Source organism: Stenotrophomonas sp. Br8 (assembly GCF_014763005.1).
Taxonomy (GTDB): Bacteria; Pseudomonadota; Gammaproteobacteria; order Xanthomonadales; family Xanthomonadaceae; genus Stenotrophomonas; species Stenotrophomonas lactitubi.
In genome coordinates this window covers 157,055-173,278 of record NZ_JACGTN010000017.1, presented here as the reverse complement: position 1 = coordinate 173,278, position 16,224 = coordinate 157,055, and the positions used below count along the sequence as shown (strand labels likewise).

Sequence of the window (16,224 nt, the reverse complement as noted above, 5' to 3'; positions counted from 1 at the left end):
CGCAACGATCTTCGCAGGCCTTACTTGGCCGCGACGACCTTGGCCATTTCCAGGCACTTGTTGGAGTAGCCCCACTCGTTGTCGTACCACGACACGAGCTTGACGAAGGTGCCGTCGAGGGCGATGCCGGCGTCGGCATCGAACACCGAGGTGTGGGTTTCACCGCGGAAATCGGTGGCAACCACCTTGTCTTCGGTGTAGCCCAGGATGCCCTTCAGTGCGCCTTCGCTCTGTGCCTTCACTTCGGCGCAGATCTCGGCGTAGGTGGCTTCCTTTTCCAGCTCGACGGTCAGGTCGACCACCGACACGTCCGAGGTCGGCACGCGGAAGCTCATGCCGGTCAGCTTCTTGTTCAGTTCCGGAATGACCACGCCGACAGCCTTGGCTGCGCCGGTGGAGGACGGAATGATGTTTTCCAGGATGCCACGGCCGCCGCGCCAGTCCTTGTTGGACGGGCCATCGACGGTCTTCTGGGTGGCGGTGGCCGCATGCACGGTGGTCATCAGGCCGCGCTTGATGCCCCACTTGTCATTGATGACCTTGGCCAGCGGCGCCAGGCAGTTGGTGGTGCACGAGGCGTTGGAGATGATCGCCTGGCCGGCGTAGGTCTTGTCGTTCACGCCGAACACGAACATCGGCGTGTCGTCCTTCGACGGTGCCGACAGGATGACCTTCTTGGCACCGGCATCGATGTGCTTCTGCGCGCTGACCTTGTCCAGGAACAGGCCGGTGGCTTCGAGCACGACGTCGACGCCGACTTCGTCCCACTTCAGGTTGGACGGATCGCGTTCCTGGGTCAGGCGGATCTTCTTGCCGTTGACCAGCAGATCCTTGCCATCGACGGCTACGTCGGCCTTGAAACGACCGTGCACGGAGTCGTACTTGAGCATGTAGGCCAGGTAATCAGGCTCCAGCAGATCGTTGATGGCCACGATTTCGATGTCGTCGCCGAAGTTCAGCACCGCCGAGCGCAGGACGTTACGCCCGATGCGACCGAAACCGTTGATACCAACCTTGATTGCCATGTTCTCAAGCTCCTGCAGCCGCGACAGGTGCGGCGGGGTGGATAGGGCCCACAAGTCTAGCAGGCCGGCCTTGACCACCGCCGGCCAAGGCCGGCCCCGGGACGGCGGCCGGACAGGATTTGATCCGGATCAAAGCGTTAGCGCGGCGTGAGGCCGAGACTGGCCACATCCACCCAGCAACGAGATCACCCCCATGCGCAAGAACTCCCCCCTGATCGTGGCCAGCCTGGCCGCCGCCCTGTCGCTGGCCGCCGCCCCGGCCATGGCCCAGTCCAAGGGCGACTGGACCATTTCCGCCGGTGTGCACCAGGTCGCCCCGAAGTCGAACAACGGCTGGCTGGCCGGTGGCACCCTGAAGGTCGATGTCGACAACGACGTCAAGCCGACCATCACCGGTGAGTACTTCATCGCCGACAACCTGGGCATCGAAGTGCTGGCGGCGCTGCCGTTCAAGCACGACATCAACATCAACGGCCTGGGCCGCGTGGGCAGCACCAAGCAGCTGCCGCCGGTGGTCACCCTGCAGTACCACTTCAACAGCAAGGGCAAGGTGTCACCGTTCGTGGGCGCCGGCCTGAACTACACCACCTTCTTCAGCGAAGACACCACCGGCGCGCTGGCCAGCAGCAAGCTGAAGCTGCAGGATTCGTGGGGCCTGGCCGCCCATGCGGGCATCGACTTCGCGATTGGCGAGAAGGGCGCCCTGCGCGTGGACATGCGCTGGATCGACATCGACAGCAAGGTGAAGCTGGACGGCGAGAAGATCGGCACGGTCAACATCGATCCGCTGGTCTACGGCGCGTCCTACGTCTTCAAGTTCTAAGGGGTTGTTTGGCGGGGGCTTCGCCCCCGCTCCCCCGCTACAGGCAAAACCCTCGCAGCATGTTGCCCCGGTATGTGTGTGCCGGGGCTTTTTTTGTTGCAGAGCGTAGAGCTGCGTTTGGGCGAGGCAGGTGAATTGCTCAGGACACGCCGTAAATACGTCCCTGTAGGCTCGATCGCCGCATCCATGCGGCGAACGGTCCTGAGCAATCCACCCGCCCCGCCCCTCTCATTTCCGCGCGCGCGCAAGCGCAAGCAGAAGCCGGCATCCGCATGGCGCAGTTGCTATCGGCCGGATGCTTCGCGCGCCGCAGGATGTGATCCTGCATTTGACTGTGATTCTGCTTTTGACCTTTGCATCCGCCAACGCGGCCATGTTGGAGGTGTGCGGCCGGGGCAGGCAGAGCGGGACCGTTGGCGCCATGGATGGCGCCATCGAGCCCCCATGGATGGGTTTACGGCGTGTCCCGCACTGCCTGCCCCGGCCGCACACGCCCCGATGACAATGAACGCGCCGCTTTCCATCAACCACCCATCTCCCCCGCTGGCTAGAATGAGCGGATGAAAGCACTGCACTCCCTGTTCCTCGCCGCCGCTCTCGCGCCGGCCCTGCTGACCCTGTCTGCACCCGCCCATGCCTGGGGCGCGCAAGGCCACCGCCTGGTCGCCGAAGTCGCCGACAGCCGCCTCAACCCGACCGCACGCACCGAGGTCGACCGCCTGCTGGCCACCGAACCCGGCGCCACCCTCGCCAGCATCGCGCCCTGGGCCGACCAGCTGCGCGCCAAGGACCCCGGCCTGGGCCGTCGCTCGGCCGGCTGGCACTACGTCAACATCGCCGAAGATGGCTGCCACTACGAGGCGCCGAAGCACTGCAAGAGCGGCAACTGCATCGTCGAAGCGCTGAAGGCGCAGAGCGCGATCCTCGGCGACCGCAGCCTGACCGATGGCGAGCGCCTGCAGGCGCTGAAGTTCGTCGTGCACCTGGTCGGCGACATCCATCAGCCGATGCACGCCGGCTACGGCCACGACAAGGGCGGCAACGATTTCCAGCTGCAGTTCGGCAACCGCGGTACCAACCTGCACTCGCTGTGGGACAGCGGCATGCTCAATACCCGAAAGGTCGACGATGCCGGCTACCTGCCGGTGCTGCGCGCGCTGCCGGCGCCGAAGCTGGCACGCCAGTCCAACCCGCAGCGCGACCCGGTCAGCTGGGCCGAAGCCAGCTGCCGCATTTCCGTGCAACCTGGCGTTTACCCTGCCTCGCGTAAGATCGGCGACGACTACACCACGCGTTACCGGCCAGTGGCCGAAGCGCAGCTGCGACTGGCGGGTGAGAATCTGGCGCAGTTGCTGAACCGCGTGCTCGCCACACGCTGAGGAGTATCCGATGTCGGTCCAGGTGCAATCGTTCTTCCACCGTGACAGCAATACCTTCAGCTACCTGGTCAGCGACCCGGCCAGCAGGGAGGCCGCGCTGATCGACCCGGTACTGGATTACGACCCGGATACCGACGCCAGCAGCGAGTCACCGGTGCGCGCGATGCTCGATGCCATCGCGCAGCAGCAGCTGCACGTGCGCTGGCTGCTGGAAACCCACGCCCATGCCGACCACGTGTCGGCCGGGCGGCGGCTCAAGCAGCGGTTCCCGCAGGCGACGTTGGCCATCGGCGAAGGCATCCGCGCAGTGCAGGCCACGTTCGCACCGCGCTATGGCCTGCAGCTGCCCGATGAACATGCGGTCTTCGATCACCTGTTCGCCGATGGCGAGACCTTTGCACTGGGTGAGTTGCAGGGGCGCATCATCGCCGTACCCGGCCACACCAGCGACAGCATCGCCTATCTGATCGACGATGCTGTCTTCACCGGCGATTCGCTGTTCATGCCCGATGGCGGCACTGCACGCTGCGATTTCCCCGGCGGAGATGCCGCGCAGCTGTACCGCTCGATCCAGCGTCTGCTTGCCCTGCCCGATGCCACCCGCGTGTTCGTCTGCCACGACTACGGCCCGGGCGGCCGCGATTTCGCCAATGAAACCAGCATCGGCGAACAGCGTGCGCACAACATCCACGTGCATGACGGCGTGGCTGAGGCCGAGTTCGTCAGCGTGCGTCAGGCGCGTGATGCGACCTTGGCAGAGCCAACGCTGATGCAGCCGGCGGTGAAGGCGAACATCCAGGGCGGAGCGTAGGGGCCGCACGGTCGCTTCATCGCGGCGGGAATGACGCGGCGTCATTTGCCCTGCGTGCGCACGACATGCTGGCCCTTCACGATCTCGAACGTGAAGGCATACAGCAGACTCACCGGCACTGGCTCAACGCGCTCGGCGCCTTCGCAGTCGCCACGGTCGTTCGGCACCTTGCCGGGTGCGAAGTGGCAGACGGCGGCGGGTGAATACTTCCACATCGCCACCGCCTCCTGCGCCGCCTGCAGCAGAGGCGCATTCTCGCTTGCCGCGCCTGCAGCGCATTCGCTGCGGTCTACCAGCGCCAGGCTTCGCTCGACAGCGCCGTCGGCATCGATCACCACCTGCAGGCAGATCGTGGTCGGCGCCAGCTCGGTACGCGGGTCACGATCGCCGATCTGCGGATCCGGCGCTGCATACAGCTGCGGCATCCGATAGCCTTCGGTCGCTCCCAGCGTGTACGCCTGCACCTGGCCGCTGCCGCCTTTCCCTTCCGCATGCAGGCGCTGATGGCCGACACTCTCATTGCGGGTGTCGACGGTGGTCAGCCGTTCCTGTGTGGCGCAGCCTGCCAGCATCCCCGCTGCCAACAGCAGCGTGATGCGCATCACCTGGCGGTCTCCGTCACTTCATCGCTCTCATCCATGGCGAAAGTGATCGGAATGCGCACGGCGCCCGCCACCGGCTTGCCGTTCTTCAGCGCCGGGCGATAGGTCCAGCTTCGCGCTGCTGCAATCGACACCGCTTCGAACACGCCCGGATTGGTGGCGCTGAGTACCTGCACATCGGTGGGGTAGCCCTTGGCATCCACGTCCACGCGCAGGCTAACTACGCCGGCCTGACGTTGCTCTATCGCAGACTTCGGATAGGAGGGTGGCGGCATCTTGTCGACCTGGATCGGACGATCCAACCCGGCCTTCGCTGCATCTTGTTCCGCGTGCTCGTAGGGCTCGACGTTGATCGACGGCACGCCCGCTGCTCCACCTTGGCTCGCCCACGCCACCGCCCCCATCCCCAGGCACAACCCGACCACCAGTACCTGACCCGACACCCACGGCAATGCCTTCCGCTTGGACTGCTTCAACATGGCGATACGCTCCTTCAACACAGGTTGGCTGCGCCAGTGGCAGACCGCCGGCGCAACCGGGTGGACCAGCTGCGCCTTCAGCAGCGTGCTGGCGTAGAGGCCGCGCAGCGCGGGCTGCGGGGCAATGGTGCGGGCATCGCAGGCCAGTTCCTGGTCACGCAGGAAACGACGTGCAGCCCATGGCAGCAGCGGGTGGAACCAGAACATCGCGCGCATCAGCAACAGCGCGCCGTTGGCCCAGTGATCGCCATTGCGACGATGGCTGTGCTCGTGCTGCAGGATCAGGCGCTGCTCCTGCGCGCTGAACTGCCGGTCGAAATCCGGGCCGACCACGATGCGCGGCCGCCACAGGCCCACCAGCGCCGGCAGCCCGGGATCTCCACTGGCCTGCCAGCTGCCATCGGCGCGTGCCTGCAGGCCGCCCATGCCACGTTCGAAGCGGCGCTGTGCGCGCAGGTCGCGCAACAGGCAGACGCCCGCGCCCAGCGCCCACACCAACAACAGCAGCAAGGGCCATTGCAGAGATGACGCAGGCAGGCCCTCCACTGCTTCGGGCACCACCTTCAGCGGCAAGGTCGGCACATGCTGCAACAACGCAACCTGCGGCAGGGGAAGCAACAGCGCGGCCAACAGCAGCGGTAGCAGCCACCAGCTGCGATACACCACTCCAGCGCCGCCCAGCCGCAACAGCAGCGGCCGCACCGTCGCCAGCAGGATTACGCCCAGCGCCAGCCACAGGCTGGCCCGCCACAGTCCGTCGAGCAGCTCATTCATCATCCAGCTCCTGGATCAGCTTCTTCAGTTCGGCGATGTCCTGTGCGCTGAGCTGGCCGCGTTCGCTGAAATGCGCCACCAGCGGCGCCACCCGGCCCTCAAACACACGCCCGAGGAAGTCCTGGCTCTGCGCCTGCACCCATGCCTGGCGCTGCAGCAGCGGCCGGTACAGATAGCGCCGGCCATCGCGCTCGGCGGCGATCGCGCCCTTGGTCAGCAGGCGGTTGAGCAGGGTCTTGATGGTCGGCTCGGCCCAGTTGCGGTGGGCCAGTGCCGCCACGACCTCATCGGCGGTGCGCGGTGCCTGCTGCCACAGCACCTCCATCACTACGGCCTCTGCTTCGCTGATCGGGGTCATGGTTTACGTCCGTAATCGATGACTTGATTACGCGCGTAATCGAACCTGCTGTCAAGCCCTCGACCGGTACTTCATCGCGCCTGCGCCAGCATGAGGGGCCTCCATCGCAGGTACCGGCATGAAGCCCTTGCGCAAGCGTGATTTCCCCGTCGAACAGGCCCGGCGCTTCCTCGAACCCGGCCCGATCGTGCTGGTCAGCACCGCGTGGCGGGGGCAGCGCAACCTGATGACGATGGGCTGGCACATGGTGATGGGCTTTTCGCCCTCACTGGTGGCCACCTACCTGTGGAACGAGAACCACAGCTTCGGGCTGGCCCGTGGCAGCGGCGAGTGCGTGATCAACGTGCCGGGGGTCGAACTGCTGGACACCGTGGTCGACATCGGCAACTGCAGCGGCCGCGACGTGGACAAGTTCGAACGGTTCGCCTTGGATGCGGTGCCGGCGCGGGATGTGGGGGCACCGCTGGTAGGCCAGTGCCATTCCAGTTTCGAGTGCCGCCTGCATGACGACAGCCAGGTCGAATCGAGCAATCTCTTCATCTGGGAAATCGTGCGCGCCCACGTGGCGCCGCGGCCGAAGCTGCCGCGCACGGTGCATTACCGCGGCGATGGCCGGTTCATGGTGGCCGGCGCCGAAGTCTCGCGTCGACGGCGGTTCAAGCCCGACATGCTGTAATGCCAGCACTCCCCCCAAGCAGGATCGCCCCGGATGACCGAACACCTCACCGACCTCGACGCCGCCGTTGACTGGCTGTTCGCGCGCGTGGATGGGCCGCTGCGGATCGGTGCACCGCTGGCGCTGGGCAAACCCCACCGCCTGCTCAACGCCCTGTATGCGCGTGTGGAACAGGACCCGTCGCGGCCGCTGCAGCTGTACACCGCGCTGTCTTTGAACCCGCCGCAGGCGAAGGGAGACGGCCTGGAAGCGCGCTTCATGGCGCCGTTCGCGTCCCGCCATTTCGGTGAAGACTTCCCGCGCCTGGCCTATGCCGATGCGATCGCGCGCGACGCATTGCCAGCGCACGTGCAGGTGGAAGAGTTCTACATGCAGTCCGGTGCCCTGCTCGGTTCGCGGCAGGCGCAGTCCAGCTACACCAGCCTCAACTACACCCACGCCGCCGATGCCGTGGCCCAGCGCGCGCCGCAGGTGATCGTGCAGAAAGTAGCGATGCGCCCGGACGACCGGCGCCTTTCGCTGTCCTGCAACAACGACATCACCCAGGACACGCTGGACGCGATGACCGCGCGCGGCCTGCCGCGCCCGCTGCTGGTCGCCGAGATCGATCCGCAGCTGCCGTATCTGGGCGGCACGGCCACGGTCGACGTGTCCTTCTTCGATCTGGTCATCACCCCGCCAGCACCGTATCCGGCGTTGTTCGGGCTGCCGCGGCAACCGGTGGCCGACGCCGACTACGCCATCGGCCTTTATGCCAGCACCCTGGTGCGCGACGGCGGCACGCTGCAGATCGGCATCGGCACCTTGGCCGATGCACTCAGCCACGCATTGGTACTGCGCCACACCGACAACGCGCGCTACCGGCGCGTGTTGGATGCGCTGGACCCGCAACTGGCCAGCCATCCGCTGGTGCAGGAGATCGGCGGGCTGGAGCCGTTCGAGATCGGCCTGTACGGCTGCAGCGAAATGCTCAACGAGGGCTTCCGCCGGCTGGTGCAGACCGGCGTGATCAAGCGCAAGGTGCATGATGACCTGGCGCTGATGCAGCGCATCGAGAACGGCAGCACGCTGTCCATCGATCACGCCACGTTGGAGGCGGAGGGCGAGTATCTGCACGGCGCGTTCTACCTGGGCTCATCCGAATTCTACGAATGGCTGCGCACCCTGCCCGAGGACGAATGCCGGGCGATCGGCATGCGCCGCATCAGCGAGATCAACCAGTTGTACGGCGGCAACGAAACACTGGAACGCCTGCAGCGCCGGCACGCGCGCTTCTTCAATTCCTGCATGATGGCCACCGCACTGGGCGCAGCGGTGTCCGATGCACTGGAAGATGGACGCGTGGTCTCCGGTGTGGGCGGCCAGTACAACTTCGTGGCGATGGCGCATGCGCTGCCGGAAGCACGCAGTGTGTTGATGTTCCGCGCCGCGCGCGATGACAAGGGCCAGCGCGACTCCAATGTGCGCTGGAACTACGGGCACACGACCATTCCGCGCCACCTGCGTGACATCTATCTCAACGAGTACGGCATCGCCGATGTGCGCGGCCTGACCGACGACGACTGCGTGCACGCGATGGCGGCAATCACCGAGGCGCCATTCCAGGGCGCGCTGCTGCAGCAGGCCTTCGCGGCGCGCAAGCTGGCAGCAACGGCACAGCCCGATGCGCAGCGGCAGCAGCGCAATACACCGCAGGCACTGGCGGCGGCGCTGGCGCCGTTCCGCAACGATGGCACCCTGCCCGATTACCCGTTGGGCAGCGACTTCACCGAGATCGAACAGGTGCTGGTGAAGGCACTGGGCTGGCTGAAAGCCAACACGCAGACGCGCGGCAGCAAGCTGCGCACCGTGTGGGACGCGCTGTGGCAGCCTGCAGGTGATGGCGACGCGGTGTACCTGCAGCGGATGGAACTGCAGTCGCCCAAGGACGTCGGCGAACGGCTCAATGCACGGTTGTTGAGGCTGGCCCTGGCACGCACCGCCTGAGAAAAGGGGACGGAGGGGATTAAGTCGTTTGTGGCACAAACGACTTAATCCCCTCCGTCCCCTTTTTGACAGGCAAAGAAAAGGCCGGCTTGCGCCGGCCTCCCCGTATTCCATGCAGCGCGGCTTACAGCGCCTTGGCTGCTTCCACCACGTGCGCGGTGGTGATGCCGAAGTGCTGGTACAGCTTGTCGGCCGGGGCCGAGGCACCGAACGTGTCGATACCGATCACTGCACCGTCCAGGCCGACGAACTGGCGCCAGAAGCCGGTGATGCCGGCTTCGATCGCCACGCGCTTGCGCACGGCGTTCGGCAGCACCGATTCGCGGTAGGCCGCATCCTGGCACAGGAACACATCGGTGGACGGCATCGAGACCACGCGGGTCTTCAGGCCGGCCGCATCCAGCTGCGCCTTCGCTTCGGTCGCCAGCGAGACTTCCGAACCGGTCGCGATCAGGATCACGTCCGGGGTGCCGGCAGCATCGGCCAGCACATAGCCGCCACGCTCGATCTGTGCGATCTGCTCGGCGTCGCGCGGCTGGTGCGGCAGGTTCTGGCGGCTGAACACCAGGCAGCTCGGGCCGTCCTGGCGGGTGATCGCAGCCTTCCAGCTCACGGCCGACTCGACCGCGTCGCACGGACGCCACACGTCGTTGTTCGGGATGTAGCGCAGCGAGGCCAGATGCTCCACCGGCTGGTGGGTCGGGCCGTCTTCGCCCAGGCCGATCGAGTCGTGGGTGTAGACGTGGATGGCGTGGGCCGGGATCAGCGCGCTCATGCGCACGGCATTGCGGGCGTAGTCGCTGAACACCAGGAAGGTGGCATCGAACGGAATGAAACCACCGTGCAGGGCCAGGCCATTGGCGATCGCGGTCATGCCGAACTCGCGCACACCGTAGTACACGTAGTTGGCATTGGCATCGTCGGTGGCGACGGACTTGCTGCCCTTCCACAGGGTCAGGTTCGAGTGCGCCAGGTCAGCCGAACCGCCAACGATTTCCGGCAGCAGCGGTGCGAACGCTTCGATGGCCAGCTGCGACGCCTTGCGCGAAGCGATGGTCTGGCCTTCGGCGGCAACCTGGGCGATGTAGGCGTCGGCCTTGGCGACGAAGTCGGCCGGCAGATCGCCATGCGAGCGACGGGTCAGTTCAGCGGCTTCAGCCGGGTACTGCGCAGCGTACTTGTCGAACTGCTGCTCCCACTCGGCCTGGCGCAACGTGCCGGTACCGCCGGCACGCCAGCCGGCGTAGATCTCTTCCGGAATCTCGAACGGGCCGTAGTTCCAGTCCAGCGCCTTGCGGGTAGCTTCCAGTTCGTCCTTGCCCAGCGGTGCGCCGTGGCTGGATTCCTTGCCGGCCTTGTTCGGCGAACCAAAACCGATCGTGGTGCGGCAGCAGATCAGGGTCGGCTTGCCGTCCTGCGACAGGGCCGCTTCGATACCGGCCTTGATGCTTTCCGGATCGTGGCCATCGACGCCACGGACCACGTTCCAGCCATAGGCCTCGAAACGCTCCGGGGTGTTGTCGGTGAACCAGCCTTCGGTGTTGCCGTCGATGGAGATGTGGTTGTCATCCCAGAAGCAGACCAGCTTGTGCAGGCCCCAGGTGCCGGCCAGCGAGGCGGCTTCGTGGGAAATGCCTTCCATCAGGCAGCCGTCACCCATGAACACCCAGGTACGGTGGTCGACGATTTCCAGCTCCGGGCGGTTGAAGCGCTGTGCCAGCAGTTTCTCGGCCAAGGCAAAACCGACGGCATTGGCGAAACCCTGGCCCAGCGGACCGGTGGTGGTCTCCACGCCCGGGGTCTCGTGACGCTCCGGATGGCCAGCGGTGTGGCTGCCCAGCTGGCGGAATGCCTTCAGCTGCTCGATCGGCAGGTCATAGCCGCTCAGGTGCAGCAGCGCGTACTGCAGCATCGAGCCGTGGCCATTGGACAGCACGAAGCGGTCGCGGTTGAACCACTGCGGGTTGTTCGGGTTGTGACGGTGGTAGTCGTTCCAGAGGACTTCGGCGATGTCGGCCATGCCCATGGGCATGCCGGGGTGGCCGGACTTTGCGGTTTCAACCGCATCGGCGGCGAGGAAGCGGATGGCGTTGGCCAACTGGCGACGGGTAGGCTGCGTCATGGTTCTGTCGGAATCGGGAGGCGGCCGCGGAACTGCGGGCGGCCTATTGTCCCACAGACGCCGGGTGGGGTCAGGCCAACAAGGCGGTAGTGCCGGCCGCTGGCCGGCAACCCGGTAGAAATTCCCGAAGATCATGAAGTTGCCGGCCAGCGGCCGGCACTACCGCCCCCGGAGTCCGGGGGCTGCGCCGAAGGCGCGGGGGCCGGCACTACCGGTCAGTTGTCCAGACGGGCCGCGGCGGCAGCGATCTCGGCCGGGGTGTCCGCGGCTTCGCCCTTGGCCACCAGGGTGGTCAGGGCCAGGTCGCCGGTCACGTTCAGCGCGGTGCGGCACATGTCCAGGAAGTGGTTCACGCCCAGAATCAGGCCGATGCCCAGCGGATTGACGCCGACCATCGCACAGATCATCGCCACCACCGGCAGCGAGCCGGACGGCACACCGGCCGTACCGATGCCACCGAGGATGCAGACCGCCATCACCATGACCTGCTGGCCGATGCTCAGGTCGACACCGAAGAACTGAGCCAGGAAGATCACCGTCACGCCCTCGAACAGCGCGGTGCCGTTCTGGTTGGCGGTGGCGCCCACGGTCAGCACGAAGCGCGACACGCGCTGCGGCAGGCCCATCTGGTCGGCCACGCGCAGCGCGGTCGGCAGCGTGGCGTTGCTGGAGGCAGTGGAGAAGGCCATCACCGTGGCCTCCTGGGTCTGCCGGAAGAACGCCAGCGGCGAACGCCCCGACAGCCATACCGCGGTGCCGTAGGTCACCACCATGTGCAGGCCCAGTGCCAGCACCACCACGCCCACGTAGGCACCCAGGCGGATGATCAGGTCGAAGCCGAACAGCGCGGCCAGGTTGAACATGAAGCAGGCCACGGCATACGGCGCCAGGCGGATGACCAGGTTGATCAGGGTCATCGAGATTTCGAACACGCCTTCGATGGCGCGACGCAGCGGGGCTACCTTGGCCTCATCGGTCAGCACCATGCCGATACCGAACATGAGCGCGAAGAACATCAGCGACAGGATCGCGCCATTGTCCGAAGCGGCCTGCAGCACGTTGCTCGGCACGATCGACAGCAGCATGTCCATGCCCTTCGGCGTGCCATGGATGCCAGCCACGATTTCCTTGCTGCGCTCGGCGTTCTCCGACAGCATCAGCGCGGCCACCTGCGGGTCGACGCCGGCACCGGGCTTGAGCAGATTGACCAGCACCAGGCCGATACCCACAGCGATGCCGGACAGCAGCACGGTGTAGGCCAACGTCTTCCAGCCGATACGGCCAAGGGCGCGGATGTCGCCCATCTCCGACACGCCCATGATCAGCGCCGAGAAGATCAGCGGCACGATCAGCATGAAGATCAGGTTGAGGAACAGGCCCGAAGCCGGGGTGGTGACGTAGTCCATTACCCACTTGGCACCGGTCTGCAGGCCTTCGATGCTGCCGCCCAGGGCATGCACGATCAGTCCCAGGACCAGGCCGATCGCAAAGCCGATGCCCATCTTCCAATGCAAGGGCAACTTCTTCTTGTCGGCAGCAGCTGCTGTCATGCGCGGGATTCCTCGAAAAATGAATCTACTCTAACAAAGCGCGCAAGCCGCGCCGGTTCAGGGTTGCCGCGGCGGATACAGCGGCGGCAGCCCAGTGTCGACGGCGCCGCTGGCGGCCGACCAGTGCGGTCCGTCACGGAAGCTTTCGCGCAGACGGGCCCGCAGCGCGGTGACATCGCCCAATCCGCCCCAGCGCGCCTGCTGCAACGCCTGCAGGGTCTGCCGCTGGGCCGGATCGGCCAGCCGCTCGATCACCTGTTCCAGGCGCTCCACGCCCGCCATCGAACACAGCAGCGCCTCCACCTGGTCAAAGCCCTCGCCATCGATGGCCCGGCGCAGCTCGGCCACGCTGGCACGCGACGACGTCGCAGGTGCGACAACTCCAGGGCGGGGAACCGTACGGGCATGGGCGGCTACATGGCGCCCACGTCGCCATCCCCATGCCAGGGTCAACAGCCACAGCAGCGCCAGACCTGCGGCGGCGGCCATCCACGGCCACGGCCGGGTGCCGGCTGCGGTCGGTGCAAGAGAGGATGCGACCGAAGGGGCGGCGTCTTCCGGCAGCGCGGCATCGGTATCGATCGGTTGTGCCACGGGCGCGCCGGCCCGGCCCGCCGCCACGGCCAGTTCCAGATCCGGCAGGCTGGCCTGCTGGGCACTGCCGCTGTCCACGTTCCACCACGCCACGCGCGGCCCGGGCACGCGCAGCGATCCAACCTGCCGCGGCACGATCGAATAGCGCCGGGTGATCTTCAGGCGTGGCGTGCTGCCGTTGAAGGTCTCCTCGTACTGGGCCGGTTCGGCGAACACCTGTGCGGCATCACCGAGGTCGGGCACGGGCAGGTCGGTGAACTGGGCCCGGGTGGCGCCGTTGGCGATCGCTTCGACCATCACGGTGGCGGCTTCGCCCGTGCGCGCACTATTGGGTGCAGCGGTGTAGCGCAACTGCAGGCTGTGTAGGGGCAGCCACGGCTGCACGGCCTGCGCCGGTTGCGCCTGTACCTGCAGCGTGCGTTCGGCACCGACGGCATTCATGCGGCCATCGCCACCGCTGCCGAAGAAGTCATCGAAGAAGCCCCCGGCGCTGCGGCCGGTGAAGCGTGCGCCAGGCAGACGCAACGCACCGCTGCGCTCGGGGATCAGCAGGAAGCGACGTTCGACCACGTTGTAGCGACGGCCGTTGACCTGGCGTACGTCGCTGCGATCCTCGCCAACCCGCTGCAGCGACGCGCCACTGGGGGTGTCGAGCACCAGTTCGCCCGACGCCAGCTGCGAAGCGAAGTACAGCCTGACCACCACGCCCACGCTTTGCTGCACGTAGGGCGTCTGGTCATCCACCTCGGTTTCGATGAAGGCGGTGGCATTGCTCTGCGGGGTGGCCACCACGGCATCACTGACCTGCAGCACCAATGGCGCCGTGCGTGCACTGCCGACCTGCAACGAGGGCACCTGCAGCGTACCGGTGCGGCGCGGCGTCAACGCAACCGTATAGAGGTTGCGCTGCTGGACGCCGCCATTGCTCCACTGCACCTGGCGGTTGCTGCTCTGCGCGCTGAGCGCGAAATCGGCATTCAACGGTGCATAGTCCGGTGCACCTTCGTCGGTCTCGATGTGCAGGGTGACCGCATCACCGGCGGCGATGCTGTCCTGTTCCAGCCAGGCGCGCGTCTGCGCCATGGCCACCATCGGCAGCCACAGCAGCAGCATCGCCAGCACAGGCAGAGGCCACCGGAATTGCCTGCTCGCCATGCCTGTCATCGCCCTTCCCTTTTTCTACGTTCGTTTTCCAACTGGAACTTGGCCCGCAGCAGTGCCCCCGGATCATCCGGTACGCGCCGCATCCAGGCCTCCACGGCCTGCTGTTCCTCGCGCTGTTGCGGTGTGCCGCCATCGCCGCGCACTGCCGTCTTGCCGGCTTCGCCAGCACGCGCCTGCTGCAGGGCCTGCTGCATGCGCTGACGCTGCTGGGCATCGGCCTGCGCCTGGGCCTGCGGGTCAGCTGCCTGCGGCGGCTCCTGTTTCGCACCCTGCTGGCCGGAGCCTGCAGACGCTGGATTCTGCTGGCCCTTCTGGCCCTGCGGTTGCTGCTGGCCTTGTTGACCCTGTTGCGGATTCTGCTGGCCTTGCTGCGGCTGATTCTGCTGCCCCTGCTGTCCATGCTGGCCTTGCTGTCCCTGCTGACCTTGTTGACCCTGCTGGTTCTGCTGCTGGCCCTGTTGTGGCTTCTGCTGCCCCTTGCCCTGCCTCTGGTCATTGTTCGACGGCGGCTTGCGCTTGCGCGCAGCGTCGACCACGGCACGGTTGGCGACGGCGTCGGCCATCTGCGGGTGGCGCGTCAGGGCCTTGTCGTAGGCGGAGATGGCGCCGTCGTAGTCGCCCTGACGGGCAAGCACGTTGCCGAGGTTGTACCAGCCGGCGTCGCTGTCGATGCCTTCGAACTGCTTGCGGGCAGTAGCGAAATCACCTTGACGGTAGGCCTGCACGCCCGCAGCCAGGCGCTCATGCTCACGCTGGTCGGCACGTTCCCACAACGTGCCCGCTGCCGGTGCAGGTGTCGGTGCAGCTGTCGGCGCGCGCGGCTGCGCCTGCAGCTGCCCGCTCAAGGGCAGAAGACCCACGGCCAGCACTGCCGCCAGCACCGCACGGCGGCGGAACGCCAGCAGTGCCAACAGCATTACCGGCGGCAACAACCAATAGCCTTCGTCCTGCCATTGCCGGGCCTGTCCGGGCCGCTGCAGTGCGCCGCCATCCCTGGCATCCAGCACGCCCAATGCCTGCAGGTCGCGATCATCGCTGGCGATGCGCTGGTAACGCCCGCCGCCTGCGGTGGCGACGGCACGCAGGCTGGTTTCATCCAGCGCGGCCTGAGCGATCTGGCCTTGACCATCGCGATAGGCGGCGCCGGACGGCGTGCCCAGGCCCAGCACCGACACCTGCAGGCCGAGACCACGCGCCTGCGTTGCCGCAAGCATCGCTTCGCTGTCAGCCTGGTCGCTGACCAGGAGAATCTGGCCGCGCAGGGCACCGGTCTGCCGCAGCAACCGGACCGCCCAGTCGATGCCACGATCAGCGCGCTGGCCATCACGCGGCATCACCTCCGGCGCCAGCGCATCCAGGTACAGCGCCACGTTTGCAGCGTCGTCGGTCAACGGTGCCACGGTATAGGCATCTTCGGCATACACCACCAGACCCACCTGCCCGCCTTGACGGGCACGCAGCAACGCACCGATTTTTGCCCGCGCCTGCAGCAGCCGCGAGGGTGGCAGGTCGGTCGCGGTGATGCGGCTGGAGAGATCCAGCACCACCACCAGCGGTGCGCTGGCCTGATAGACCGGCTGCGCCTGCTGCCGCCAGCTGGGGCCAGCCATCGCCAGTGCAGCCACGGTCCAGCCCAGCAGCAGAGCCCATGGCAGGCGTGCGCGTCGCTTCCCCTCACCGGCCAGCAGGTGGGACAACAGATGGGCGTCGACTGCCTGCCGCCAGGCGTCGCTGCGCCGCTGCCGGTATACGGCCACGGCCACGATCAGCGGCAGTGCCGCCAGCATCCACAACCACTCCGGGCGCAGGAAATGCAGCGCGCCCCAATCAAACGTGCTCAAGTCGAACGCGCTCCAGTCGGGCATCTTCAGGAAGGTGGCG

At 66.5% G+C, this 16,224-nt stretch carries 13 protein-coding genes; 5 read left to right on the top strand and 8 right to left on the bottom strand.

Annotation, left to right across the window (positions count from 1 at the left end; translation table 11 throughout):
- Window positions 1–20: 20 nt before the first annotated feature.
- Complete coding sequence (gene gap, locus H3005_RS15945; RefSeq protein WP_025874252.1) at window positions 21–1,025, bottom strand: type I glyceraldehyde-3-phosphate dehydrogenase; 1,005 nt, start codon at window positions 1,023–1,025, stop codon at window positions 21–23.
- A gap of 193 nt (window positions 1,026–1,218) precedes the next feature.
- On the opposite strand from gap, the gene H3005_RS15940 reads away from it, so the two are divergent.
- The 3 genes from H3005_RS15940 (at window position 1,219) to H3005_RS15930 (ending at window position 4,038) form a co-directional block, all read left to right on the top strand.
- Entirely contained in the window at window positions 1,219–1,848 is a 630-nt protein-coding gene (locus tag H3005_RS15940) for an OmpW family outer membrane protein (protein WP_100553427.1), read from the top strand.
- A gap of 560 nt (window positions 1,849–2,408) precedes the next feature.
- On the top strand, window positions 2,409–3,227 hold the full coding sequence (locus tag H3005_RS15935) for a S1/P1 nuclease (protein WP_089236636.1): 819 nt from the start codon (window positions 2,409–2,411) through the stop codon (window positions 3,225–3,227).
- 10 nt (window positions 3,228–3,237) lie between these two features.
- Window positions 3,238–4,038 (top strand): MBL fold metallo-hydrolase, encoded by an 801-nt coding sequence (locus H3005_RS15930; RefSeq protein WP_100553429.1) that lies wholly within the window; start codon window positions 3,238–3,240, stop codon window positions 4,036–4,038.
- Between the two features lie 41 nt (window positions 4,039–4,079).
- Here H3005_RS15930 and H3005_RS15925 read toward each other — a convergent pair whose 3' ends face one another.
- From H3005_RS15925 to H3005_RS15915, 3 genes are read right to left on the bottom strand one after another with little or no spacing between them, the layout of a single operon-like run.
- Window positions 4,080–4,640 (bottom strand): hypothetical protein, encoded by a 561-nt coding sequence (locus H3005_RS15925; protein ID WP_100553430.1) that lies wholly within the window; start codon window positions 4,638–4,640, stop codon window positions 4,080–4,082.
- Complete coding sequence (locus H3005_RS15920) at window positions 4,640–5,893, bottom strand: TonB family protein (protein ID WP_100553431.1); 1,254 nt, start codon at window positions 5,891–5,893, stop codon at window positions 4,640–4,642. The genes H3005_RS15925 and H3005_RS15920 overlap by 1 nt, the downstream gene beginning before the upstream one ends.
- Window positions 5,886–6,251, bottom strand: coding sequence for a BlaI/MecI/CopY family transcriptional regulator (locus H3005_RS15915; RefSeq protein WP_100553432.1), 366 nt, complete (start codon window positions 6,249–6,251; stop codon window positions 5,886–5,888). Before H3005_RS15915 ends, H3005_RS15920 begins: the two co-directional genes overlap by 8 nt.
- A gap of 118 nt (window positions 6,252–6,369) precedes the next feature.
- Here H3005_RS15915 and H3005_RS15910 point away from each other — a divergent pair, with 118 nt between their 5' ends.
- Together H3005_RS15910 and H3005_RS15905 are read left to right on the top strand one after the other, a co-directional pair.
- The gene (locus tag H3005_RS15910) at window positions 6,370–6,927 is read left to right on the top strand and encodes a flavin reductase family protein (RefSeq protein WP_100553433.1); all 558 of its coding nucleotides are present in this window, start codon (window positions 6,370–6,372) and stop codon (window positions 6,925–6,927) included.
- A 33-nt stretch (window positions 6,928–6,960) separates the two neighbouring features.
- Entirely contained in the window at window positions 6,961–8,913 is a 1,953-nt protein-coding gene (locus H3005_RS15905) for an acetyl-CoA hydrolase/transferase C-terminal domain-containing protein (RefSeq protein ID WP_100553434.1), read from the top strand.
- 124 nt (window positions 8,914–9,037) lie between these two features.
- On the opposite strand, the gene tkt is transcribed toward H3005_RS15905, so the two are convergent.
- The 4 genes from tkt to H3005_RS15885 form a co-directional block, all read right to left on the bottom strand.
- Complete coding sequence (gene tkt, locus H3005_RS15900) at window positions 9,038–11,035, bottom strand: transketolase (RefSeq protein ID WP_191078563.1); 1,998 nt, start codon at window positions 11,033–11,035, stop codon at window positions 9,038–9,040.
- A gap of 215 nt (window positions 11,036–11,250) precedes the next feature.
- Window positions 11,251–12,585, bottom strand: coding sequence for a dicarboxylate/amino acid:cation symporter (locus H3005_RS15895; protein ID WP_089236644.1), 1,335 nt, complete (start codon window positions 12,583–12,585; stop codon window positions 11,251–11,253).
- Window positions 12,586–12,642: 57 nt separating this feature from the next.
- Window positions 12,643–14,343 carry a BatD family protein gene (locus H3005_RS15890; RefSeq protein ID WP_100553435.1) on the bottom strand — a complete coding sequence of 567 codons (1,701 nt, stop codon included), beginning with the start codon at window positions 14,341–14,343 and terminating at the stop codon, window positions 12,643–12,645.
- A complete protein-coding gene (locus H3005_RS15885) occupies window positions 14,340–16,208 on the bottom strand; it encodes a tetratricopeptide repeat protein (RefSeq protein ID WP_191078570.1) in 1,869 nt (622 codons plus the stop codon). Before H3005_RS15885 ends, H3005_RS15890 begins: the two co-directional genes overlap by 4 nt.
- Between the last annotated feature and the right edge of the window lie 16 nt (window positions 16,209–16,224).